At 30.1% G+C, this 23,414-nt stretch carries 26 protein-coding genes and 1 riboswitch; of the genes, 23 read left to right on the plus strand and 3 right to left on the minus strand.

Going from position 1 to position 23,414, the window contains the following annotated elements:
* Positions 1–25 precede the first annotated feature (25 nt).
* The 9 genes from comGA (at position 26) to gcvPB (ending at position 8,271) form a co-directional block, all read left to right on the plus strand.
* Entirely contained in the window at positions 26–1,000 is a 975-nt protein-coding gene (gene comGA / locus FYJ81_RS01540) for a competence type IV pilus ATPase ComGA (protein WP_107386654.1), read from the plus strand.
* Positions 972–2,039 carry a competence type IV pilus assembly protein ComGB gene (gene comGB, locus FYJ81_RS01545; RefSeq protein ID WP_326750755.1) on the plus strand — a complete coding sequence of 356 codons (1,068 nt, stop codon included), beginning with the start codon at positions 972–974 and terminating at the stop codon, positions 2,037–2,039. Before comGA ends, comGB begins: the two co-directional genes overlap by 29 nt.
* A gap of 19 nt (positions 2,040–2,058) precedes the next feature.
* Positions 2,059–2,376, plus strand: a complete 318-nt coding sequence (comGC, locus tag FYJ81_RS01550; RefSeq protein WP_107505267.1) for a competence type IV pilus major pilin ComGC — start codon at positions 2,059–2,061, stop codon at positions 2,374–2,376.
* Positions 2,366–2,806 (plus strand): competence type IV pilus minor pilin ComGD, encoded by a 441-nt coding sequence (gene comGD, locus FYJ81_RS01555; RefSeq protein WP_107386699.1) that lies wholly within the window; start codon positions 2,366–2,368, stop codon positions 2,804–2,806. The genes comGC and comGD overlap by 11 nt, the downstream gene beginning before the upstream one ends.
* Positions 2,807–3,057: 251 nt before the next feature.
* Complete coding sequence (locus FYJ81_RS01560; protein WP_154409233.1) at positions 3,058–3,501, plus strand: ComGF family competence protein; 444 nt, start codon at positions 3,058–3,060, stop codon at positions 3,499–3,501.
* A 164-nt stretch (positions 3,502–3,665) separates the two neighbouring features.
* Positions 3,666–4,190: a shikimate kinase gene (locus FYJ81_RS01565; protein ID WP_107385157.1), complete on the plus strand. Its 525-nt coding sequence runs from the start codon at positions 3,666–3,668 to the stop codon at positions 4,188–4,190.
* A riboswitch (glycine riboswitch) is annotated at positions 4,177–4,274 on the plus strand. Its footprint overlaps the gene before it by 14 nt.
* 73 nt (positions 4,275–4,347) lie before the next feature.
* The gene (gene gcvT, locus FYJ81_RS01570) at positions 4,348–5,439 is read left to right on the plus strand and encodes a glycine cleavage system aminomethyltransferase GcvT (RefSeq protein WP_154409234.1); all 1,092 of its coding nucleotides are present in this window, start codon (positions 4,348–4,350) and stop codon (positions 5,437–5,439) included.
* Positions 5,440–5,456: 17 nt separating this feature from the next.
* The gene (gene gcvPA / locus FYJ81_RS01575) at positions 5,457–6,809 is read left to right on the plus strand and encodes an aminomethyl-transferring glycine dehydrogenase subunit GcvPA (protein ID WP_107386608.1); all 1,353 of its coding nucleotides are present in this window, start codon (positions 5,457–5,459) and stop codon (positions 6,807–6,809) included.
* Positions 6,796–8,271, plus strand: a complete 1,476-nt coding sequence (gcvPB, locus tag FYJ81_RS01580) for an aminomethyl-transferring glycine dehydrogenase subunit GcvPB (RefSeq protein WP_107386609.1) — start codon at positions 6,796–6,798, stop codon at positions 8,269–8,271. The genes gcvPA and gcvPB overlap by 14 nt, the downstream gene beginning before the upstream one ends.
* 317 nt (positions 8,272–8,588) lie before the next feature.
* Here the strand turns inward: gcvPB and FYJ81_RS01585 are convergent, their stop codons facing one another.
* Positions 8,589–8,975: a rhodanese-like domain-containing protein gene (locus FYJ81_RS01585; RefSeq protein ID WP_107385153.1), complete on the minus strand. Its 387-nt coding sequence runs from the start codon at positions 8,973–8,975 to the stop codon at positions 8,589–8,591.
* Positions 8,976–9,148: 173 nt separating this feature from the next.
* Between FYJ81_RS01585 and FYJ81_RS01590 the strand changes: the two genes are divergently transcribed.
* Entirely contained in the window at positions 9,149–9,979 is an 831-nt protein-coding gene (locus FYJ81_RS01590; protein WP_107385152.1) for a lipoate--protein ligase family protein, read from the plus strand.
* 102 nt (positions 9,980–10,081) lie between these two features.
* On the opposite strand, the gene FYJ81_RS01595 is transcribed toward FYJ81_RS01590, so the two are convergent.
* On the minus strand, positions 10,082–10,300 hold the full coding sequence (locus FYJ81_RS01595) for an SA1362 family protein (RefSeq protein ID WP_107385151.1): 219 nt from the start codon (positions 10,298–10,300) through the stop codon (positions 10,082–10,084).
* Between the two features lie 27 nt (positions 10,301–10,327).
* Positions 10,328–10,909 carry a hypothetical protein gene (locus FYJ81_RS01600; RefSeq protein WP_107386456.1) on the minus strand — a complete coding sequence of 194 codons (582 nt, stop codon included), beginning with the start codon at positions 10,907–10,909 and terminating at the stop codon, positions 10,328–10,330.
* A gap of 103 nt (positions 10,910–11,012) precedes the next feature.
* On the opposite strand from FYJ81_RS01600, the gene FYJ81_RS01605 reads away from it, so the two are divergent.
* The 13 genes from FYJ81_RS01605 (at position 11,013) to lpdA (ending at position 23,412) form a co-directional block, all read left to right on the plus strand.
* Positions 11,013–12,071, plus strand: a complete 1,059-nt coding sequence (locus FYJ81_RS01605) for a M24 family metallopeptidase (RefSeq protein WP_107386455.1) — start codon at positions 11,013–11,015, stop codon at positions 12,069–12,071.
* Between the two features lie 27 nt (positions 12,072–12,098).
* Positions 12,099–12,656, plus strand: coding sequence for an elongation factor P (gene efp / locus FYJ81_RS01610; protein ID WP_019468387.1), 558 nt, complete (start codon positions 12,099–12,101; stop codon positions 12,654–12,656).
* Positions 12,657–12,908: 252 nt separating this feature from the next.
* Positions 12,909–13,382 carry an acetyl-CoA carboxylase biotin carboxyl carrier protein gene (gene accB, locus FYJ81_RS01615; RefSeq protein ID WP_107385146.1) on the plus strand — a complete coding sequence of 158 codons (474 nt, stop codon included), beginning with the start codon at positions 12,909–12,911 and terminating at the stop codon, positions 13,380–13,382.
* Complete coding sequence (accC, locus tag FYJ81_RS01620) at positions 13,382–14,731, plus strand: acetyl-CoA carboxylase biotin carboxylase subunit (protein ID WP_154409236.1); 1,350 nt, start codon at positions 13,382–13,384, stop codon at positions 14,729–14,731. The genes accB and accC overlap by 1 nt, the downstream gene beginning before the upstream one ends.
* 21 nt (positions 14,732–14,752) lie before the next feature.
* The gene (locus tag FYJ81_RS01625) at positions 14,753–15,115 is read left to right on the plus strand and encodes an Asp23/Gls24 family envelope stress response protein (RefSeq protein WP_071560408.1); all 363 of its coding nucleotides are present in this window, start codon (positions 14,753–14,755) and stop codon (positions 15,113–15,115) included.
* Positions 15,116–15,228: 113 nt separating this feature from the next.
* A complete protein-coding gene (gene nusB, locus FYJ81_RS01630) occupies positions 15,229–15,615 on the plus strand; it encodes a transcription antitermination factor NusB (RefSeq protein WP_019468383.1) in 387 nt (128 codons plus the stop codon).
* A 14-nt stretch (positions 15,616–15,629) separates the two neighbouring features.
* A complete protein-coding gene (xseA, locus tag FYJ81_RS01635; protein ID WP_107385148.1) occupies positions 15,630–16,970 on the plus strand; it encodes an exodeoxyribonuclease VII large subunit in 1,341 nt (446 codons plus the stop codon).
* Positions 16,960–17,205: an exodeoxyribonuclease VII small subunit gene (locus FYJ81_RS01640; RefSeq protein WP_107385149.1), complete on the plus strand. Its 246-nt coding sequence runs from the start codon at positions 16,960–16,962 to the stop codon at positions 17,203–17,205. The genes xseA and FYJ81_RS01640 overlap by 11 nt, the downstream gene beginning before the upstream one ends.
* Positions 17,192–18,079, plus strand: coding sequence for a polyprenyl synthetase family protein (locus FYJ81_RS01645; protein WP_107386452.1), 888 nt, complete (start codon positions 17,192–17,194; stop codon positions 18,077–18,079). The genes FYJ81_RS01640 and FYJ81_RS01645 overlap by 14 nt, the downstream gene beginning before the upstream one ends.
* A 308-nt stretch (positions 18,080–18,387) precedes the next feature.
* On the plus strand, positions 18,388–18,840 hold the full coding sequence (ahrC, locus tag FYJ81_RS01650; RefSeq protein WP_019468379.1) for a transcriptional regulator AhrC/ArgR: 453 nt from the start codon (positions 18,388–18,390) through the stop codon (positions 18,838–18,840).
* Between the two features lie 20 nt (positions 18,841–18,860).
* The gene (recN, locus tag FYJ81_RS01655; protein ID WP_154409237.1) at positions 18,861–20,537 is read left to right on the plus strand and encodes a DNA repair protein RecN; all 1,677 of its coding nucleotides are present in this window, start codon (positions 18,861–18,863) and stop codon (positions 20,535–20,537) included.
* A gap of 156 nt (positions 20,538–20,693) precedes the next feature.
* A complete protein-coding gene (locus tag FYJ81_RS01660; protein WP_229767944.1) occupies positions 20,694–21,524 on the plus strand; it encodes a phosphate acyltransferase in 831 nt (276 codons plus the stop codon).
* A gap of 466 nt (positions 21,525–21,990) precedes the next feature.
* Positions 21,991–23,412, plus strand: coding sequence for a dihydrolipoyl dehydrogenase (lpdA, locus tag FYJ81_RS01665; RefSeq protein ID WP_107386595.1), 1,422 nt, complete (start codon positions 21,991–21,993; stop codon positions 23,410–23,412).
* Positions 23,413–23,414: the final 2 nt, after the last annotated feature.

A 23,414-nucleotide genomic window follows, 5' to 3' on the forward strand; every position in this document is an offset into this window, starting at 1 on the left:
GTGTATTATTGTAGGAGGTGTTTTTTTGAAGTTACTCTTTAAAAATATTATTGATAAAGCTATTAATGAAAATGTATCAGATGTACACTTTATCCCTGACCAAAACAAAGTACACATTAAATTTAGGAAAAAAGAATATTTAAGCACTATAGAAACAGTAGAAGTTCATATTTATAGGAAATTGCTCACATATATGAAATATCAAGCTGGCTTAGATGTCTCAACACATAGCACTGCGCAAAGTGGAAGATATGCTTACAAACTCAAACAATTATACTATTTAAGAGTTTCAACTTTACCTTTATCTCTAGGATTTGAAAGTTGTGTAGTGAGAATTATACCTCAATACTTTCAAAATTCTGCAAAAGCACTTAGTATTAATCAATTATTTAAGCTAGTTCATAAAAAACAAGGGTTAATATTGTTTAGTGGTCCGACGGGATCAGGAAAAAGTACACTAATGTATCAGCTCATAGTACACGCAAAGGAGCATTTAAATGTTAACATCATTACCGTAGAAGATCCTGTAGAGCGTTTAGTTGAGGGAATTACACAAGTGTCTATCAACGAAAAAGCAGGTATTAATTATGCTAATTCTTTTAAGGCTATTTTGAGGTGTGATCCTGATATAATACTCATTGGTGAAATCAGGGATGCAATGATTGCTAAACAAGTAATTCATGCAAGTTTAAGTGGGCATTTAGTACTTTCAACAATACATTCAAATAATTGTAAAGGAGCATTGAGTAGATTATTAGAAATGGGCATTACTATTCAAGAACTGCGACAGACGGTATTAAGTATTATTAATCAGAGATTAGTAATCACTTCAAAGAATGAAAGTTCCCTTATTTATGAACAATTAAACCGTGAAGATATAGCCTTTTATTTTGAAAATCAACTTACACTTCCGAATACATTCAAAAATTTATCTTACAAATTGCAAGAAATGGCAAAAGAAGGAGAAATTTGTGAAGAAACACTCAATAGATACCTTTAATACACCTCGATTTATGCTTATCAGCGAAAAGAATCAAATTGACTTACTTCAAAGATTACATGATTTACTTCAACATGGTTTCACATTATCGGAATCATTTAAATTTTTATTACAACATATAAAAATTAAATCACCCAAATTAATTTCTCTGATTAATACACGTCTAGATCAAGGTGCACAATGTTATGAAATATTATCACTTCTAAAATATCCTAAAATTATTATCATGTTAATATATTTTTCAGAGTTATTTAGTGAACTCACATCAACACTACCACATGCAAAAGACTATTTGATTCGAAATAACAAAGCGAAGCAACAACTAATTAGAACACTGCAATATCCCTTACTATTAATTACAATTTTTATAGGAATGTTGATAATTTTAAATCATACTATTATATCCGAATTTCAAGCACTTTATAATAGCTTTGATGTTGAAATATCAAAAACACAATTAATCTTATCCTCCATATTAATTTATCTACCTAAAACACTACTTATTATTACATTAAACTGCTTAATTTTTTCTTATTTATTTTATAAAATCACAAAAAAATTATCGATTAACTTGAAGTATAGAATAATATTAAAAATCCCCATTTTACGTACTTTTTTTAAATTTTATAAAACTTACAGACTTTCTACAGAATTTGCATTGTTTTATAAGAACGGTGTGACCTTACAATCAATCGTTGATATATATTCTAAGCAAAAAAATGACACATATTTAATTTATCTTGCTAGAAAATTAGCAACAGGAAGTCAAAGTGGTCATAAGTTAAGTGAGATTTTAAAAAAGATTTCTTGTTTTGAAGAAGGATTGATTAATTTTATTGAGGAGGGTGAAAAGACAGGGAAACTAGATATAGAATTAAAATTATATAGCGAAATCATATTTACAAAAATTGAAAGGTATTTACAATTATTAATTAAATTTATACAACCAACTATATTTATCATGCTAGGGATACTGATCATTTCCTTATATTTAGTGATAATGTTACCTATGTTCGATCTAATGCAAACGATTAAATAATAACATTCGGAGGTTTTTAATGAACAAAACAAAACGAACTTTTAATAAACGTGCATTTACTTTAATTGAAATGCTCCTTGTATTATTAATTATAAGCTTATTATTGATTTTGATTATACCCAATATTGCAAAACAATCTTCACATATTCAAAGTACTGGTTGTGAAGCACAAATAAAAATGATTGAAAGTCAAGTTGAAGCATTTACTCTAAAACATAATAAAAAACCACAGTCTATAGATGAACTTATTGCGGATGGCTATATCAAAGAAAACCAAAAAAATTGTAAATCAGGATCAACCATTACAATTAACAACGGTGAAGTAATTGCAAACTAGTAAAGCATTTACTTTAATTGAAATGCTATTGGTTATGGGTATCATAAGTATCTTATTATTTATTCAAGTAAACCATATATCTATAAATGATAAGAAAATTAATAAAAACAATAACTTTATGAATACATTAATCATTCGACTAAATTATTTGAAATCTAAAGCGATTAAAGATGATAAATCCATAACACTCATATTTAACGACTATTCAAATAAAATCATAGTTAGAGAACAGTCAACTGAAAATAAAGATATAAATTTTCCACAAAATACTTATATACATCCTAAAAGTAATATAAATTATTTAACATTCAACAATAAAGGTAATACAAATAAATTTGGGAGTATTTTTTTATCAGTAGATAATGAACTTTTTAAATTAATATTTCATATTGAAAAGGGAAGATTAAGATATGAGAAACAAAAACATTAAAGGTAGTATACTTATGGATGCATATATCGCTTTTGTTTGTATGCTTATAATGTGCAGTGTTTTTTTGCCTATGATTTTACAATTAAATCATACTTTCAGCGATAAAATTGACAGATTAAGTATGAAAAGAATTACATTATTGACGTTAAAACATAATAATCGTAAAAGTTTACTAAAAGGCATTGATATTGAAGGATACAAAGTTAAATTAACCAATTCAAATTTATGTATAAGAATAAAGGACCAAGTTAATGAAAAATGTTTTTACAAATAAATATTCAAGTTTTACTTACATTGAAGTATTATTTGCACTATTTATCACTTTATTAATATTTACAATGTTACCTTTATTATATAAATCAATCACCCCTATAAAACATCAGTCTAATTTTGAATCATCCATTGATATAGAATTTTTTTCTAGAGACTTAACCGATACACTATTGCAAAGAAATTCAAAGGCACTAGAAATTGATAAAAACGGACGAATATTAAAATTCGACATAAGAGAAAATACTATAAGATATGAGTTCAAAAACAATAAGATTATTAAAACAATAAATAATACAGGAAACATCACATTATTAAACAATGTAACAAATGCACAATTCATATTATTAAAAAATAAGCACATAAAATTAAAATTGAAAATGCATTATACAGGAGGTACTTTTGAAAAAGCAATTCAATTCTAACATAAACGGGTACATATACCCTTTTGTGATGGTTGTTTATATGCTATATTTATCACTAATAGCAATATATTCTTTTCAATTTAATATTCAGCTAAAAACGCTTGATAATATTGAGTCTTATTATGATAAACAAATTAAATTACAATTACAAAAGGAAGATATTTTTGAAAAATAAAATTAAAACACCGCTTATTTTAATAGGTTTTATGGGTACAGGTAAAACAACATTAGGGAAATATATTGCACAACACAATCAATTAACTTTTGTAGATTTAGATGAATTTATAGTACAACAAGAAGAGAAAACAATACCAGAAATTTTTGAACAATTAGGAGAAAAAGGTTTTCGTAACTTGGAGTTTAAATACTTAAAAAAATGTGTTAACCAATTTGATGTCATTGCTACAGGAGGGGGCATCATCGAGGGCAATGACGCTTTTAACTTATTAATAGAGCAAAAACATGTTGTATGGTTAGATTGTGATATAGAAATTCTATACGATAGAATTAAAAATGATAGCAACAGACCCAATGCAAATAATAAACCGCTTTTTAAACTAAAAAGCTTGTATTCAACTAGAGTTTCAAGATATAATGAAATCGCATTCATCAAAGTGAATAGTAATAAGTCGCTTCCAGTTACATATAAAAAAATATTGGAATCGATGAAAGCGAATGACCAGTATTAGAGAGAATGGTTAATAATTGATTTTAACCATCGCCGAAGGTGCAAGTTTAACGAAACTCTCAGGCAAAAGGATAATACTGAGACGCATTCCTGGATTTTTTGACAGGGTAGGCTTAGTCTACTCTGTCTTTTTTAATACAATAATAGGGGGTTTAGCAATGGTAAATGAATTAAAACACACGCCACTTTATCAAAACTTCGTGGATCTTGGTGCAAAAATTGTTGAATTTGGTGGTTGGGCTATGCCAGTTCAATTTTCAAGTATTAAAGATGAGCACAATGCTGTAAGAACAAATATGGGTTTATTTGACGTAAGTCACATGGGAGAAATTTTAATAAAAGGTTCTGAAGCAGATCAATTAATACAATACTTACTTTCAAATGATACTGATAATTTAGACACAAAGAAGGCACAATATACAGCATTGTGTAATGAACAAGGCGGTATTATCGATGATTTAATCACCTATAAACTTAGTGAAAAAGAATATTTACTAGTCGTAAATGCTGGAAATACTGATAAAGACTTTGATTGGATGAAAAAACAAGCAGAAAATTTCGATGCTGAAGTTTTAAATGTTTCAACAGAATATGGACAATTAGCTATACAAGGTCCAAAAGCACGTGATTTTGTTCAAGAACATGTGAATCATGATGTATCAGAGATGACTCCATTTGAATTCCTACAAGATGTTGAATTCTTTGGTAAAAATGTAATATTATCACAATCTGGTTATACAGGTGAAGATGGCTTTGAAATTTATTGTAAATCAGATGATACACCATATCTATGGGAATCAATATTAGAATATGATGTAGAACCATGTGGTCTTGGTGCTAGGGATACATTAAGATTAGAGGCTGGTTTACCACTTCATGGACAAGATTTAAGTGAATCAATCACACCATATGAAGGTGGAATTGCATTTGCTGCTAAACCATTAATCGACGCTGATTTTATAGGTAAGAACGTGTTAAAAGATCAAAAAGAAAATGGTTCCAAGAGAAGAACAGTTGGAATTGAAATGATTGATAAAGGAATTCCAAGAACTGGTTACACTGTTTATGATATCGATGGAAATGAGATTGGTGAAGTTACTTCAGGTACACAATCTCCATTAAGTGGTAAGTCTATTGGTTTAGCTATAATTGATAGAGATGCTTTTGAAATGGGCAAGGAAGTTATAGTACAAATAAGAAAAAGACAAGCAAAAGCAAAAATTGTTAAGAAAAATCAAATTAATAAATAATTTAAAGGGGTGTTATTGTGAGTCATCGTTATATTCCATTAACAGATCAAGATAAAAATGAAATGCTTGAGACAATTGGCGCTGAATCGATCAGTGAATTATTTGGAGATGTTCCCAAAGACATTTTATTAAACAGAGAATTAGCTATTCCTGATGCTGAATCTGAAACCACATTAACTAAAAGACTTAATAAAATTGCTAGTAAAAATATCACTAAAGAAACACATACTACATTTTTAGGTGCAGGTGTTTATGATCACTATGCTCCTGCAGTTGTAGATGCAATGATCTCACGTTCTGAATTCTATACTGCTTATACACCTTATCAACCTGAAATTTCACAAGGTGAGTTACAAGCTATCTTCGAATTTCAAACATTAATCTGTGAATTAACAGATATGGATATTGCCAACTCATCAATGTACGATGGTATGACAAGTTTCGCAGAAGCTTGTATTCTAGCATTTAATCAAACGCGTAAAAATAAAATTGTCGTTTCAAAAGGTATGCATTATCAAGCACTACAAGTTTTACACACATATGTAAAAACACGCGAAGAATTTGAAGTTGTTGAAGTTGATTTAGATGGTACAATTACAGATATAGAAAAACTTGAAAATGCAATTGATGATGATACTGCTGCAGTTGCAGTTCAATACCCAAATTTTTATGGTTCAATAGAGGATTTAGAAAAAATCCAATCATTTATCGAAGATAAAAAAGCATTATTCATTGTTTATACAAATCCAATCGCACTAGGCTTATTGACGCCTCCAGGTAGTTTTGGTGCAGATATTGTAGTGGGAGATACGCAACCATTTGGTATCCCAACGCAATTTGGTGGTCCTCATTGTGGTTTCTTTGCTACTACTAAGAAACTCATGAGAAAAACACCTGGTAGACTAGTCGGACAAACTGAAGACCAAGATGGAAACCGTGGTTTTGTGTTAACACTTCAAGCACGTGAACAACATATTAGACGTGATAAAGCAACATCAAATATATGTTCCAATCAAGCATTAAACGCATTGGCTTCATCAATTTGTATGTCTGCTTTAGGAAAACAAGGTATCTATGACATTGCGGTTCAAAATTTTGAAAATGCAAACTATGCTAAAGAACAATTTAAACAACAAGGATTTGAAGTTAGTAATGGTACATCCTTTAATGAATTTGTTGTTAAATTTGATAAACCTGTTAAAGATGTAAACGATGCTTTAATTCAAGAAGACATCATAGGTGGATTTGATTTAAGTGAAATCGTAGAAAACTTCGACAATCACATGTTAATTGCAGTAACAGAATTACGAACGAAAGATGAAATTGATACATTTGTTAAGAAAGCAGGTGAAATAAATGGTAGTAAGTAAATCTAGTCCATTAATTTTTGAACGTTCTAAAGAAGGTCGCTATGCATATTCTTTACCCCAAAAAGAAATTGATAATGGGGCAGTTAATAAGCTATTAGATGACAAATTTATCAGAAAAAATAAAGCTGAATTTCCTGAAGTAGCTGAACTAGATTTAGTGCGTCATTATACAGAGTTATCAAATAAAAACTTTGGTGTGGATTCAGGATTTTATCCGCTAGGGTCATGTACCATGAAATATAATCCAAAGGTAAATGAGAAAATAGCCAGAATACCTGGATTTGCTGAATCACATCCACTACAAGATGAATCGCAGGTACAAGGTTCATTAGAAATTATTCATAGCTTACAAGAAGAACTTAAAGAAATAACTGGTATGGACGAAGTTACATTACAACCAGCTGCTGGTGCTCATGGAGAATGGACAGCACTTATGATTTTCAAAGCTTTTCATGAAAAAAATGGCGAAGGACATCGTAACGAAGTCATCGTACCTGACTCTGCACATGGTACAAACCCAGCTTCAGCAGCATTCGCTGGATTTAAAGCTGTTACAGTGAAATCTAATGAACGTGGAGAAGTTGATATAGAAGATTTAAAACGACTCGTCAATGAAAACACTGCTGCAATTATGCTTACAAATCCAAATACATTAGGTATTTTCGAACAAAACATCATGGATATTCGAAACATTGTACATGAAGCTGGTGGGTTATTGTACTATGATGGTGCTAATTTAAATGCAATTATGGACAAAGTTAGACCTGGAGATATGGGTTTTGATGCTGTTCATTTAAATTTACACAAAACATTTACTGGGCCACATGGTGGTGGTGGACCTGGTTCAGGGCCAGTTGGTGTTAAAAAAGAACTTGCAAGTTTCTTACCAAAACCAATGGTCGTTAAAGAAAATGATGTGTATAAATATGATAATGATATCGAACATTCAATCGGTCGTGTTAAACCATTTTATGGTAACTTCGGTATTTATTTACGCGCTTACACATACATTAGAACAATGGGTAATAAAGGACTTGAAGAAGTTTCAGAGGCAGCAGTATTAAATGCAAACTATATTAAAGCAAGATTGAAAGAACATTTTGAAATCCCATACGAGCAATATTGTAAACATGAATTTGTATTAAGTGGTTCAAAACAAAAAGAATATGGTGTAAGAACATTAGATATGGCTAAACGTTTACTTGACTTTGGCGTTCATCCACCTACTATCTATTTCCCATTAAATGTAGAAGAGGGGATGATGATTGAACCAACTGAAACAGAATCTAAAGAAACATTAGATTATTTCTGTGACACAATGATTGAAATAGCGAAAGAAGCAAAAGAAAACCCTGACAAAGTTTTAGAAGCACCTCATACAACGATTATTGATCGTTTAGATGAAACAAAAGCTGCTCGTCAACCAGTATTAAAGTTTGAGAATTTAAGATCAGAAAAATAATTTTAATAGAACAAGTCAAATAACTTTTGGTTTTAATAAACGAAAAAGAGTATGAGACATTAAACTCAATCAAATATAGAGGACTAATCCATTTTAATATGGATTAGTCCTCTTTGTGAACGATGTAAAACGTTAATCGTGTAAGCATATATGGTTGTAATTATAATTTTGTAGGCTCTCATCTTGCAATTATACTAAGATGACATAGCTTATTTTCCAATTAATACTCTCACTGCTTTATTGGAATATATTATTAAAAAAATTGAGCTATTAGTAAAATAACTAATAGCTCAATTTTTAAATGTTTATTTAACCATTTACTTTTTTGATTTGATTTTACCAGTCCATTTTTTATATCCGCCTTTAAGCATGAATATATCTTTATATCCGTTCTTTTTTAATATTCTAGCGGCACGATAACTGGCAATACCATTCGCGTCACAAAGATAGATTGGTTGATCCGTTCTCAATCCCTGATATCTTTGTTTAAACATTGTGATTGGAATGTTACGAGCACCATTAATATGACCATAATCATAGTCTACTTTTTCTCTCACATCAATCACTTGAGCTTTTCGTAAACCATTATGGAATTCATTTTGGTTTAATTCTGTTACCGCTTTTTTGTTCAAATATCTATTGAACAACATATAAGCGACGATTATTATTAAAATTGCTAAAGCTATAAACCAAAAATTACTCATCTTGCATCCTCCCTAATTAACCGATATTATATATTATAAGACTGTTAGCACAAATTATCAAAATATTTTTATCATGATAATTACATAATACTGACATTTTTGTACAATTATTGAAAACGATAACACACATTAGATGTTATCACAATTTAATTTTAATGAATGGAGTTTTGATTGTGACTGAAACATGGCATTTTATCAACACGGGTAGTAATGATCCATTTTACAATATGGCAATGGATGAAGCGTTATTAAATTTTGTTTCTAGAGGTGAGATTGACCCAGTAATAAGATTTTACACATGGGATCCAGCTACACTTTCAGTTGGCTACTTTCAAAGATTGACTAAAGAAATTGATATAGACAAGGTGGCAGAAAAAGGTTACGGCCTTGTTAGAAGACAAACAGGTGGCAGAGGGGTCTTACATGACAAAGAATTAACTTATAGTGTTATTGTACCAGAATCGCATCCGAATATGCCCAAAACGGTTACAGAAGCTTATAGGGTCATTTCTGAGGGTTTACTTGAAGGATTCAAAACATTAGGTTTTAATGCCTCTTTTGCTATTCCACGATCCAAAGAAGAAAGGTCTAAATTAAAACAACCAAGAAGTGCAGTTTGTTTCGATGCTTCGAGTTGGTATGAATTAGTTGTAGAAGGACGTAAAATTGCAGGAAGTGCTCAAATGAGACAAAAAGGTGTTATTCTGCAACATGGTTCATTGTTACAAGATATAGATATCGATGATTTGTTTGATATGTTTATATTTAAAAATGACCGTTTGAAAGAAAAAATGAAACAAGCTTTTGTTGATAAAGCAGTAGCAATTAATGATATATCTGACCGTTACATCACTATAGATGAAATGGAAAGCGCATTCGAAAGTGGATTCAAAAAAGGATTAAATATTAATTTAAAACCTTTAGAATTAACCACTCAACAAAATGAAGAAGTTGAAGCATTAATTGAAAAGTACCAATCATCAGAATGGACTTATCGAAAATAATTTTATTCTTTATAAAAAAGCATTTACCCACACAATTAAATTCAAATATTGTAGGGTAAATGCTTTGATTTTTCGATAATGTTAAACTTTAAAAGTTTAACATTATTTTTTTTTATTTCTTTTTCTATACTTTCTTTGGGCACGCTTATATTTTCTTTGATCTTCTGTTAAAAAGAAAAAATAGTAAATTAAATAAATAATACCTGCAAAAATAGCTAAACTGATGGCCATTTTTACAAAACTAAATATAAATGCATCTAAGTTAAGTATTAAACCAACTAATGCAATTGCGATTACGATATAGAATATTGCTTGTTTCAAAATAAACACTCCTATTTATATGTCACGTTACTCATTACTTATACTTACTTTTGATAAAGTAGTTTGACCTTTATTAAGTTTCTTCTTATCTTTTTCGTTATAACCATCCCTTATATCACTCATAGCTGAATCTAATGATTTGTTTAATTTAGTAATACTTTTATGTTTCTTTTTATCTTCATCATTCATTTTATCTTTATCAATTTTATTTTTATATGTAGAAAAAGCAGCATCAATTTTATTAGTAATATCTGTTAATTTGTTTTGAGTTTTTTCACTTTGTTTATTTTTTGAAACCTCATCTTTAATATTATTATAATCATCAATTGCTTTTGCGACATCTTGATAATATTCAGAAGACGCTTTAATATGATTCAGCTTATTTTTATTACTTTTTGCATTCTTAATATTGTTTTTATCTTTTTCTAATGCAGTAATATTTGTTTTTTCTTTTTTTATTTCTAATTTTAAATCTTGAATATTACTTTTTAATTTATGATTTTCATCACGTAGTTTTGTTGTTTTCTCTTCTAATGGCCCTAAATTTTGGCTCCCACACCCAGCGAGTATACACGAAGCGCTTAAAATAGCGAATAATTTTTTCTTCATAACTCTCTCCTAATTCAAAAACTATAAATTTGTACATTAATTATGCTATCATTTTAATGTATATATTGGAAATGTACAAATTTATTGAATAGGGTGATTACTGTTGAATAGAATAGATAAATTAAAAGCTGCTCTAAAAACAAAACATTTAGAAGCAATTATCGTTTTATCTGATTATAATAGACGTTACTTATCTGGATTCACTGGAACCAGTGGCGCACTAATTATTACAAATGAAGAAAAACTATTACTTACTGATTTCAGATACATAGAACAAGCGACTACTCAGGCTGCTGATTTTAAAGTAATTAAGCAACAGGGGCAATTGATAGAATCTATTAAATCAACACTTGAAGAATTAAATGTGCAAAATGTTGGTTTTGAAGGTAATTTAGTGAGCTATGATACTTATTTACAGTTAAGTAAATCTTATATTAGTTTAATAAGTATTTCTGGATTAATTGAAAAAATCAGAGAAGTCAAAGATGAACAAGAAATAGCAAATATTCAAAAGGCTGCTCAAATTGTTGATGATGCTTATGAGTATATTTTAACAGTTGCTAAAGCAGGAATGACAGAACTTGAGCTGAAAGCAAAATTAGAAAGTAAAATGCTCGAATTAGGTTCAGAAGGTCCATCTTTTAATACAATTGTTGCCTCTGGAGTCAGAGGGGCGCTCCCACATGGCGTAGCAAGTGATAAAGTAATTAACCAAGGAGAATTAATCACCTTAGATTATGGTGCTTATTACAATGGATATGCCTCAGATATTACTCGTACTTTTGCTATAGGCGAACCGGATGCTCAGTTAAAAGAAATATATCAAATTGTATTACAAGCAAATTTAAAAGGAATTGAAGCAGCTAAAAAAGGGATGACCGGAAAAGAACTTGATGCAGTTGCAAGAGATTATATCACTGAAAAAGGATATGGTGAAGCGTTTGGTCATTCACTGGGCCATGGTATTGGATTAGATGTACACGAAGGTCCAAATTTATCTAAAAAATCTGAATCTCCATTAGAGTTAAATAATTGTGTTACAATTGAACCCGGTATATATTTAGATGGAATTGGTGGCGTGCGTATTGAAGATGATATATTAATTACAGAAAATGGTTGCGAACGCTTTACTAAATCGTCTAAAGACCTTATTATTTTATAGAAGACCTTATATTAGGGAGGAAACTGAATGATTTCGGTTAATGATTTTAAAACAGGTTTAACAATTTCTGTAGATAATGGAATTTGGAAAGTTTTAGATTTCCAACACGTAAAACCAGGAAAAGGTGCTGCATTTGTACGTTCTAAATTACGTAATTTAAGAACAGGTGCTATCCAAGAGAAAACATTTAGAGGCGGAGAAAAAGTTGAAACTGCTATGATCGAAAATCGCCGTATGCAATATTTATACGCTGATGGTGATACACATGTTTTCATGGATAATCAAACATTTGATCAAATTGAATTATCTGCTGATTATTTAGAACATGAATTAAATTTCTTAAAAGCAAATATGGAAGTTCAAATTCAAAGTTATGAAAATGAAACTTTAGGTGTTGAATTACCTAAAAACGTTGAACTTACAGTCACAGAAACAGAACCAGGTATTAAAGGTGATACTGCTACCGGTGCTACAAAGTCTGCGACAGTTGAAACAGGTTATACATTAAATGTGCCACTATTTGTTAATGAAGGAGATACTTTAGTAATTAACACTAGCGATGGTAGTTACGTATCAAGAGCTTAATTCATCAACTTCACACATAATATGACTACAGTATCTTGCAAATTACTTAAAAGCCTTTCCAATTATTTAAATGGAAGGGCTTTTGTTATTTAAGAATAAACTGAAAATAACCTTGACACAAATAATCGTTAACCATTGATTAAATATAGTAATTAATGAGTTATAATAGAAAATATGTATATGCTTGAATTGAACATTTCACTAAAGTAAAATAAACTAGGTAATGAAAACAATCTGAAGGAGTCAGTATTTATGAATTTTAAAGAAATTAAAGAATTAATTGAAATTCTTGATCAATCCAGCTTGACTGAAATTAATATAGAAGATAAAGGGAATATAGTTAATTTAAAAAAAGAGAAAGAAACTGAGATTATTACACCTCAAGTTTCACAACAACCGATGCAACAAATTGCACCACAACAATCGGCTGTATCAAATCAACTCGATGCTCAAAGTTCTGAAGAGACAAGTTCTTCTCAGGAAAATGATAACTTGAAAACAATAAATGCACCGATGGTTGGTACGTTTTATAAATCACCTTCACCGGAAGAAAGTCCATATGTTCAAGTAGGAGATTCTGTTTCAAACGAATCCACTGTATGTATTTTGGAAGCTATGAAATTATTCAATGAAATACAAGCAGAAGTCACAGGGGAAATTACTGAAATACTTGTAGAAGACGGTCAAATGGTAGAGTATGGCCAACCGTTATTTAAGGTGAAATAATGAATAAAATTTTAATAGCAAATAGAGGGGAAATTGCTGTAAGAATTATACGTGCATGTCACGATTTAGGATTACAAACTGTAGCAATATATTCTGAGGGAGACAAAGATGCATTACATACTCAAATTGCTGATGAAGCATATAGTGTCGGTCCCACTCAATCTAAAGATTCTTACCTAAATATCCCTAATATTTTATCCATTGCGACTTCTACAGGATGTGATGGTGTTCACCCTGGATATGGTTTTTTAGCAGAAAATGGCGATTTTGCTGAACTTTGTGAAGCTTGTCAACTTAAATTTATTGGTCCAAGTTATGAATCAATTCAAAAAATGGGTATTAAAGACGTAGCTAAAGAAGAAATGAAGCGTGCTGAAGTACCTGTAGTTCCTGGCAGTGAAGGATTAGTTAAAGACATTAAAGAAGCTAAGAAAATTGCAAAAGATATAGGTTATCCTGTTATTATCAAAGCTACTGCAGGCGGTGGTGGTAAAGGTATACGTGTCGCACGTGATGAAAAAGAATTGGAAACTGGCTTCAAAATGACGCAACAAGAAGCAGAAACTGCTTTTGGTAATAGTGGCTTGTATCTTGAAAAATTTATAGAAAACTTTAGACATATTGAAATACAAGTGATGGGAGATAGTTATGGTAACGTCATCCATTTAGGAGAGCGAGATTGTACAATACAAAGACGTATGCAAAAACTTGTGGAAGAAGCACCATCTCCAATCTTAACTGATGCTAAAAGACAAGAAATGGGTAATGCAGCAGTACGAGCAGCAAAAGCTGTTAATTATGAAAATGCTGGTACTATTGAATTCATTTATGATTTAAACACTAATGAATTTTATTTCATGGAAATGAATACGCGTATTCAGGTAGAGCACCCCGTTACAGAAATGGTAACTGGTATTGATTTAGTAAAACTGCAACTTAAAGTTGCAATGGGTGAAAAATTACCATTCACACAAAAAGATATTGAAATCAAAGGACACGCAATCGAATTTAGGATTAACGCCGAAAATCCATATAAAAACTTTATGCCTTCACCAGGAAAGATTACACAGTATCTAGCACCAGGTGGTTTTGGAGTAAGAATCGAATCCGCATGTTATACTAATTATACAATCCCTCCATATTATGATTCTATGGTAGCAAAATTAATTGTTCATGAACCATCGAGAGATGAAGCAATTATGACTGGATTGAGAGCGTTAGGTGAATATTTAGTATTAGGAATTGACACTACAATTCCGTTCCATATTCGACTTTTAAATAACGATATATTTAGAAGTGGTAAATTTAATACTAACTTCTTAGAAACATATAATATAATGGATGAATAATCTAAATAGGAGGTTTGTGAAATGGTCAAAGTAGCAGAATCATCACATTCCAATTTAGGAAAAATAGAAATAGCACCTGAGGTTTTGACTGTTATAGCTAGTATAGCAACCTCAGAAATAAAAGGCTTAGAAGGACACTTTAAAGAAATTAAAGACTTAAGTGTTGAAAAAGTTACAAAAAAACAATTAGCACGTGGCATTAAAGTAGATACAAAAGATGATGGTATTCATATAGATGTTTATTGTTCATTTTCATACGGCATTAATATCTCAGAAACTGCAAGAAAAATACAAAATGCCATTTATAACTCATTATCTACGATGACAACCATCATACCAAGTCAAATTAATGTTCACATTACACATATCGTATCTACAAATTAAAAATAGCACTATGACTTTAATGTAGTCATAAAACAGGAGTTCCATAATCAAGTGATTAACAAAATTCTATTTTATATTAGTCATAAAGCGTACAATGCTAAAAGGAGTTTATAATGAGTCGAAAAGAATCAAGAACACAAGCCTTTCAAACACTATTTCAATTAGAAATGAAAAATAGTGATTTAACGATTGATGAAGCAATTAGTTTTATTAAAGATGATAATCCAGATTTAGAATTTGATTTTATTAATTGGCTAGTTACTGGTGTAAAAGATCATGAATCTGTGTTAGATAACAAAATTGCGCCACATTTAAAAGATTGGACGATCGACAGGTTATTAAAATCTGACCGTATCATATTAAGAATGTCAACTTTTGAGTTGTTAAATAGCGAAACGCCACAAAAAGTAATCATCAATGAAGCAGTTGAATTAGCAAAACAATTTAGTGATGATGATCATTATAAGTTCATCAATGGTGTATTAAGTAATATTGAATAAAAGAGTGATATAATATGTCAGATTATTTAAGTGTGTCAGCTTTAACTAAATATATTAAATATAAATTTGATCAGGATCCACACCTACAAAATGTATTGCTCAAAGGCGAGCTTTCTAACTTTAAAAAACATAGTAGTGGTCATCTTTATTTTAATGTTAAAGATAAAAATAGTGTAATCAGTGCAATGATGTTTAAAGGAAATGCTTCAAAAATTGACTTCGAGCCTAAAGAAGGTGACGAAGTGCTTTTAGAAGCACGTGTTTCTGTATATGAAAGACGTGGCAATTATCAAGTTTATGTTAATAAAATGCATATAGATGGCATTGGTAATTTATATCAAAAATTAGAACAATTAAAAAAGAAATTAACTAAAGATGGGTATTTTGATCAAAACCACAAGAAAATGATTCCTAAGTTTCCTGAAAAAATTGCTGTGTTGACTGCAGGTACTGGTGCAGCAATAAGGGATATCCATACAACTATCAATAGTCGATATCCTTTAGTTGAACAAATTCAAATTAATACTTTAGTACAAGGTGAGCAGGCTAAGCATGATATCATTGAAAAAATAAAACAAGCTGATGAATTAAATGTAGATACTATTATAATTGGGCGTGGTGGTGGTTCTATAGAAGATTTATGGAACTTCAATGAAGAAGATGTTGTAAAAGCGATTTATACATGTGAAACACCAATTATATCAGCAGTAGGTCACGAAACAGACTTTACACTTAGTGATTTCGTAGCAGATGCACGTGCAGCAACACCTACACAAGCAGCAGTGATGGCTACACCTGATCAATATGAATTAAGACAATATATTCAACAACAAAAATTTTCTCTAACTAGGTTTATGAAACAACAAATTCAACATCGAAAACAGTATCTACAACATGTTGCTTCATACTATAAATTTAAAACGCCAACTTTGTTATATGATCAACAGATTCAAAAACGTGATGATTTAGAAAAACAACTTAATTTAGCAATAAACTTTAAAGTCAATCAACAGGTACAAAAACTGCAATTAATAAAACAGAATTTCAACTTAAAACATTTCAAACAAAGTATTCAGAGAGAACAAACAACGATCAATCAACAACAAACGAATCTTGTAAAATTAATGAATCACCTCATTGTAAAACAAAGAAATAATTTAACTAATAAAATAGAGAATTTGAATAATCTTAGTCCAACCAATACAATGTTACGTGGTTATACGATTGTGAATAAAGAGGATAAGATAGTAACGAGCACGAGTGATTTAACTGAAAATGATAATATTGTATTAACAATGAAAGACGGTTCTGTTGATGCACAAGTTATGAAAGTAAGGTGTAATGATGACGAATAAATCACAAAGTTTTGAAGAAATGATGAAAGAATTAGAAAATATAGTTCAAAAATTAGATAATGAAAATGTTTCTTTAGAAGAATCTTTAAACTTATATCAACGAGGTATGACATTATCAGCAAATTGTGATGAAACATTGAAAAATGCTGAAAAAAAAGTGAATGAACTTATGTCTGAAGAAAATGTTGAAGGCGATGAAGAAACTGAAAAGGAAGAAAATCATGATGAATCATAAAATTGACAATTTAACTGATGAAATAAATAAATTATTGCAAAAATCAATTCCGGATTCATCACTAAATACAGATTTAGAAAATAGTATGAGATATTCGTTAGAAGCAGGTGGCAAACGAATTAGGCCTGTTTTACTTTTATTAACACTGGACATGTTAGCAAAGGATTACAAACTTGGCTATTCTTCAGCACTTGGATTAGAAATGGTACATACGTATTCTCTTATTCATGATGATTTACCTGCAATGGATAATGATGACTATCGAAGAGGTAAATTGACAAATCATAAAGTGTATGGTGAATGGAAAGCAATACTTGCTGGTGACGCATTGCTCACAAAAGCTTTTGATATTATTATTAATGATGACAATCTGAAAGATGATGTTAAAGTAAAACTTATCAAGCGCTTGTCATCTGCAAGTGGACATTTAGGTATGGTGGGCGGTCAAACGCTAGATATGCAAAGCGAAGGTGAAGGATCTGCAGTAGAGCTGAATACTTTAGAACATATACATCATGCTAAAACAGGAGCGTTATTAAAATTTGCTGTAATGGCTGCAGTAGATATTGCTGAGCCCGAAACCAATGTCGCCAGTTTATTAGAATCATATAGTGAACATTTAGGATTAATGTTCCAAATAAAAGATGATTTATTAGATATTTACGGTGATGAAGCAAAACTAGGAAAAGCTACAGGTAGTGATATCGAAAATGATAAAAGTACTTACGTTTCATTGTTAGGACAAAATGGTGCAGAAGAGAAGTTAAAGTCACATACTGAATCTGCATATGCTTGTTTAGCTCGTTTACCTGAGCAGTATGACACAAGTAATCTAAAATTTATAATTGAATTATTTAATAATAGAGAATCTTAAAAAACTTATTAACTGTTTTTGATACTTTTATATTATTTCAAATATTAAGTCATGCTACTGATCGTAGCATGATTTTTTATTTATAAGAATTTATAATTTTATAAATAAATATTCATTTGCTACTAAAATTGTAACAGTATTAGCAGTATAAAATAGAAGTATGTGCAATATTAAACAATCTAAGAAAATAGGCAAGCAGTATATATAACAGTGAATAAAAGTATTTCAATTAGATTAACTTTAGTAGTAGTATCATCATCCATGTGTTAAAATCATTGTATAAATATTCGTTTATAGAGGTGCTACACATGGCAAAAAAATCAGTAAGACATATTAAAATAAGAGAAATTATATCTAATGAAAAAATTGAAACACAAGATGAGTTGGTAAAGCGTTTAAATGAATATGAGTTAAATGTAACTCAAGCAACTGTTTCTCGTGACATTAAAGAATTACAATTAATTAAGGTACCTACACCTTCTGGTCAATATGTTTATAGTTTACCTAATGACAGAAAATATCATCCATTAGAAAAACTTGGTCGTTATTTAATGGATTCATTTGTAAACATTGATGGTACAGGAAATCTTTTAGTACTTAAAACATTACCTGGTAACGCTCAATCAATTGGAGCAATCCTAGATCAAATAGACTGGGATGAAGTGCTAGGCACAATTTGTGGTGATGATACTTGTTTAATTATATGCAGAGATGAATCTGCAAGCGAAAAAATTAAAACGCGTATCTTTAATTTACTATAAGTATAAGGAAGTGATTATGAATGCTACAAACCTTATCGATTAAACAATTCGCAATTATAGATGAATTAGAAGTGAATTTTGGTGATGGCTTAACTGTTTTAAGTGGTGAAACTGGTGCTGGTAAATCAATTATTATAGACGCAATTGGGCAACTAATTGGCATGCGTGCATCATCAAACTATGTTAGACACGGTGAGAAAAAAGCAGTGATTGAAGGTATCTTTGATATTGATAATAGTAAAGAAGCCATTTCAATACTTCATGATTTATCAATCGATATAGATGAGGACTTTTTATTAGTAAAAAGAGAAATATTCAGCTCTGGTAAGAGTATTTGTAGAGTTAATAATCAAACAATTACTTTACAAGATTTGCGAAAAATAATGCAAGAATTACTAGATATACATGGCCAACATGAAACACAAACTTTATTAAAACAAAAATATCATTTACATTTATTAGATAGTTATGCTGAAAATACATATCAAACGCTACTTGAATCGTATGTTGATACTTTTGATAAATATAAAGCTAAGAAAAAAGAATTAGCCGATTTAGAGTCTGCTGATCAAGCATTATTACAAAGGTTAGACTTGTTGAAATTTCAATATGATGAATTACAAGAAGCGAATCTTATTGAAAACGAAGTCCCACAACTTGAAACTGATATCAAACGTATTCAAAATTCCGAAAGTCTAAGTTTAGCGTTAAACAATGCACATATTACATTAACGGATGAGCATGCTATTACAGACCGTTTATACGAATTGAGTCATCAATTACAATCAATCAGTGAAATTTTACCAGAAAAATACGATGAACTAAAAGAAGATGTCGACCAGTTTTATTACACACTTGAGGACGCTAAACATCAATTATACGATGATTTAACGAATACAGAATTTGATGAACAATATTTAAATGAATTAGAATCTAGGATGAATTTATTAAATAGTTTAAAGCGTAAATATGGTAAAGATATCAATGAACTTATTATGTATCAAGATAAAATGGCTGACGAAATTAATAAGATTGAAAATTATGAAGAAAGTACAGCTCAATTACGTCAAGAAATAGATGATTTATATAAAAATGTTATGGAATTAGGGGAAAAGTTATCACAAGAAAGAAGAATTGTCGCTCAATCTTTGCGTAATCATATTGTAGATGAAATACAAAATCTGCAGATGAACGATGCTAATTTAGAAATTTCATTTAAACCATTAGACACACCTAATCGAGAAGGTATAGAATTTGTAGAATTTTTAATCAGTCCAAATAAAGGCGAACCTTTAAAAAGCTTAAATAAAATAGCTTCTGGAGGAGAATTGTCCAGAATTATGTTAGCGCTAAAAACTATCTTTGTAAAAACTAGAGGCCAAACAGCCATTTTATTTGATGAAGTAGATTCTGGTGTGTCTGGTAAGGCTGCTCAAAAAATGGCAGAAAAAATGAAAGGACTGGCTGATCACATTCAAGTGATATGCATCTCGCATCTACCACAAGTTGCATCAATGAGTGACCATCATTTATTTATTAGTAAAAATACAGATGATGAAAGAACAACAACACAAGTTCAAGAATTGACAGGAGAAGAGCGTATCGATGAAGTAGCGAGAATGATTTCAGGCGCTACTGTGACAAAATTAACCAAACAAAATGCTAAGGAAATGATAGAACAGAATCACAATTTATAATAAAAATTTAAATTCATTATTGTTATTTTTAGTGCTAGCTGAATTTGATAAATAATCAGTGAAGGATGTTGATTTTATGCGATTCCAACAATTAGTTGAACCATGTGAAACAATGACTGGAAATGTAGCGGTTTTATATGCAAAAATGATGAAAAAATGATAGCAGTATTAGTTAAAGCATTAAAATTAACTAACATAGATATTTTTATTTATGATACCCAAGACACTACGGAAATCATACGTTCTTTTGATTTAGAACCCCAAATCTTGAATAGGATTCATGTGCTAACATTTTCAAGTGATTACCAATTACTAAAACAATGTTCAGAAGATCTATCACAAGGAAAAGTTACTGTTTTAATGAAAGGAAAAATGAAAGCCACATCAATGATTTCTTTTGTTTTAAGCAATAAAAACTTTATAGATCAATATGGCTTTTTAAATCATGTTGCGTGCTTTAGTATTCCTAATTATCACAAAACGTTAATGATTAGTGACGTTGCATATAATGTAGCTCCGACAATTGAAGAAAAAAAACAAATCATTAAAAATTTAACTACTTTCAGCAAAGCACTAGGTTATGATGAATTTAACATAGGTTTATTATCTTCAGTAGAACAAGCATCTAAAAAGATTTTGTCATCTATAGATGCTGAAAAATTAAAAAATATTTTCAATCGAACATCTGATACAGATGCGAAAATAGACGGACCCATTCTTTTTGATCATGCAATCAGTAAAAAAAGAGCAATTGAAAAAAATAATACATCTAGTATTGCTGGTAACGTTGATGCACTTCTAGTTTCCAATATAGATGTTGGGAGTGCATTGTTAAAATCTTTAACTTATTTTGGAAATGCTTCTGTTTCTAGTTTGTTACTCGGAGCAAAATTCCCTATTGTTTTCACATCTAGGACAGAAAGTAAACAAAATAAATTAAACTCTTTATTACTTGCTTTGAAATCACAAAATAAATTTAACTTCTAATTATATTTGAATTTTTACACTATTATTTAGGTTATTAATTTTATAATATTGAATTTTGATGTAAGATAGTAAAGGATATAAATTAATAGAAAACTATTTCTTTTGCGCTTGTATTTAAATAAAGTATGAAGCATACGATTTTTCTATAAAAGACTTATTGTAATCATAGTAACCATCAATATTTCATTATCTAGACAATTCTTTTAAAATATAGAATTAAAGCATTTGAAAAATAAAGGATTTTAGAAATTTTAAAAACACGCATTGAAATCACTTTTAAAACTCAAAGGTGATTTTATTCGCATGTTTAAAATAATTAATATCAAACAATTTAGTTTAATAAAAAATTAAAATTTGTTATGAATTTGATTTTTATATTGTATATTGATTTTCAATTACTTTGCTAAATTTTTTGTTTAAATATGATTATTGACATAGTACTAAGATTACAGTTAGGAGTAAAAATATGGCAGACGAAAAATATGATTTAGTAATTTTAGGTGGGGGCACTGCTGGGTATGTGTCAGCAATTAGAGCATCTCAATTAGGGAAAAAAGTTGCACTTGTAGAAAAGTCACTTTTAGGCGGCACATGTTTACATAAAGGATGCATACCAACAAAAGCACTTTTGAAATCAGCTGATGTATTAAGAACAGTAGCAAATTCGAGTGGATTTGGTGTAGATGTAGATGCATTTAAATTAAATTTTTCACGAATTCAAGCACGTAAAAATGAAGTTGTCCAACAAATGTTCAAAGGTGTTGAACAACTTATGAATCATAATAAAATTGATGTATTTAATGGGGTGGGACGAATATTAGGTCCATCTATTTTCTCACCTCAAAGCGGTACTATTTCAGTAGAATACGAAAATGGTGAATCAGAATTAATTCCAAATAATAATGTATTAATATGTACCGGTTCATCTCCAATGCCTTTACCCTTTTTACCATTTGATGGAAACACTGTGCTATCCAGTGACGATATATTAAAACTAGATAAATTACCCCAATCACTTGCGATCATTGGTGGAGGTGTCATAGGTTTGGAATTCGCATCTTTAATGACGGATTTTGGGGTTGAAGTAGTTGTCATAGAAGCAGGTAAACGAATCTTACCGACTGAAAGTAAATCCATCGCAAATACATTAAAAAATGATTTAATACAACGTGGTGTGAAATTTTATGAAAATACACAACTATCAAAAGAACAAGTTTCAATTGAAGACTCTGGTATCAATATTTTATTGAATGATGAAACGACTCATTTTGAAAAATGCTTAGTCGCAATTGGTAGAAAGCCCAATACGGATGATATTGGCTTAAATAATACAAAAATAAAATTATCAGATGCCAATCATATAATTGTAAATGAATATCAACAAACTGAAGACAAACATATATATGCTGCAGGTGATTGTATCGGTAAATTACAACTCGCACATGTAGGATCCAAAGAAGGCATAACAGCAATTGACCATATGTTTGATGCTTCACCAATATCAGTTGACTATGATAAAATGCCAAAATGTGTTTATACGCAACCTGAAGTTGCAAGTATTGGGCAAAATTTAGAACAAGCAAAATCTAATAAGCTTAATGCAAAAGCCTTTAAAGTTCCGTTTAAAGCAATCGGCAAAGCTGTTATAGAAAATGTTACAAATCAAAATGGCTTTTGTGAAATCATAATCGATCAGGATAATGATACTGTACTTGGACTTAATATGATTGGTCCACATGTAACAGAATTAATTAATGAAGTATCATTAATGCAATTTATGAATGGCTCCACTCTAGAACTTGGATTAACTACTCATGCTCATCCATCGCTGTCTGAAGTGTTAATGGAGTTAGGCTTAAAAGTTGAAAACAGATCGATTCATGTTTAAAT

It is taken from the genome of Staphylococcus sp. McC-251-APC-3A2 (genome assembly GCF_009695665.1).
GTDB lineage: Bacteria > Bacillota > Bacilli > Staphylococcales > Staphylococcaceae > Staphylococcus > Staphylococcus cohnii.

What these genes read in the sequence shown, in the direction of transcription:
- comGC (WP_107505267.1), top strand. Translation starts at nt 2,059, where the DNA reads ATGAACAAAACAAAACGAACTTTTAATAAACGTGCATTTACTTTAATT.
- FYJ81_RS01560 (WP_154409233.1), top strand. Translation starts at nt 3,058, where the DNA reads ATGAAAAATGTTTTTACAAATAAATATTCAAGTTTTACTTACATTGAA.
- gcvT (WP_154409234.1), top strand. Translation starts at nt 4,348, where the DNA reads ATGGTAAATGAATTAAAACACACGCCACTTTATCAAAACTTCGTGGAT.
- gcvPB (WP_107386609.1), top strand. Translation starts at nt 6,796, where the DNA reads ATGGTAGTAAGTAAATCTAGTCCATTAATTTTTGAACGTTCTAAAGAA.
- FYJ81_RS01585 (WP_107385153.1), bottom strand. Translation starts at nt 8,975, where the DNA reads ATGAGTAATTTTTGGTTTATAGCTTTAGCAATTTTAATAATAATCGTC.
- FYJ81_RS01600 (WP_107386456.1), bottom strand. Translation starts at nt 10,909, where the DNA reads ATGAAGAAAAAATTATTCGCTATTTTAAGCGCTTCGTGTATACTCGCT.
- efp (WP_019468387.1), top strand. Translation starts at nt 12,099, where the DNA reads ATGATTTCGGTTAATGATTTTAAAACAGGTTTAACAATTTCTGTAGAT.
- accB (WP_107385146.1), top strand. Translation starts at nt 12,909, where the DNA reads ATGAATTTTAAAGAAATTAAAGAATTAATTGAAATTCTTGATCAATCC.
- accC (WP_154409236.1), top strand. Translation starts at nt 13,382, where the DNA reads ATGAATAAAATTTTAATAGCAAATAGAGGGGAAATTGCTGTAAGAATT.
- FYJ81_RS01625 (WP_071560408.1), top strand. Translation starts at nt 14,753, where the DNA reads ATGGTCAAAGTAGCAGAATCATCACATTCCAATTTAGGAAAAATAGAA.
- nusB (WP_019468383.1), top strand. Translation starts at nt 15,229, where the DNA reads ATGAGTCGAAAAGAATCAAGAACACAAGCCTTTCAAACACTATTTCAA.
- xseA (WP_107385148.1), top strand. Translation starts at nt 15,630, where the DNA reads ATGTCAGATTATTTAAGTGTGTCAGCTTTAACTAAATATATTAAATAT.
- FYJ81_RS01640 (WP_107385149.1), top strand. Translation starts at nt 16,960, where the DNA reads ATGACGAATAAATCACAAAGTTTTGAAGAAATGATGAAAGAATTAGAA.
- FYJ81_RS01645 (WP_107386452.1), top strand. Translation starts at nt 17,192, where the DNA reads ATGATGAATCATAAAATTGACAATTTAACTGATGAAATAAATAAATTA.
- ahrC (WP_019468379.1), top strand. Translation starts at nt 18,388, where the DNA reads ATGGCAAAAAAATCAGTAAGACATATTAAAATAAGAGAAATTATATCT.
- recN (WP_154409237.1), top strand. Translation starts at nt 18,861, where the DNA reads ATGCTACAAACCTTATCGATTAAACAATTCGCAATTATAGATGAATTA.
- FYJ81_RS01660 (WP_229767944.1), top strand. Translation starts at nt 20,694, where the DNA reads ATGATAGCAGTATTAGTTAAAGCATTAAAATTAACTAACATAGATATT.
- lpdA (WP_107386595.1), top strand. Translation starts at nt 21,991, where the DNA reads ATGGCAGACGAAAAATATGATTTAGTAATTTTAGGTGGGGGCACTGCT.